Annotated in this window: 1 pseudogene; it reads left to right on the top strand. The window is 80.6% G+C overall.

Annotation, left to right across the window (positions count from 1 at the left end):
• Nucleotides 1-397: pseudogene (locus tag JNW98_RS35760) on the top strand (hypothetical protein); the annotation flags it as partial.

Here is a 397-nt window from a genome sequence, read left to right as displayed (position 1 = left end):
TGCGCTTTCTGACGGCCCCTTGGGTCACGTCGGCGGCCGTCCGCGACCTCCTCGCCCCGGCGGAGCCGGCCCGGCCACTGCGCCGGAACGCGGACGGGGTGACCGACCCCACGGCCGGCCCGGCGGCGGGCGACTGCCGGTCCTGGCCGGTGCTCCAGCTGGGCGGCCGGCTGGCGACGGACCTCGGCGAGCTCATTCCGGCCCGGCTCACGGGCGGCGCGCCGGCCGCGTCCGGTGATCCGGGCGCCGCCGAGCGCGCCGCGTGGGCGCACACCGCCTGCCTGCTGCCGAGCCTGCGCTCGCAGGGCGTACGGGCGGTCAACGCCTGGGAGTTCGCCCGGCAGCCGCTGCCCGGCGGCGCCGGCACGGCGGCGTGGCTGTGCACCCGCGCCGAGAC

Source organism: Streptomyces huiliensis, from assembly GCF_020037025.1.
Classification (GTDB): domain Bacteria; phylum Actinomycetota; class Actinomycetes; order Streptomycetales; family Streptomycetaceae; genus Streptomyces; species Streptomyces huiliensis.
Note: the sequence above shows the minus strand (reverse complement) of the source record. Positions and strands in the feature narration are given on the sequence as shown.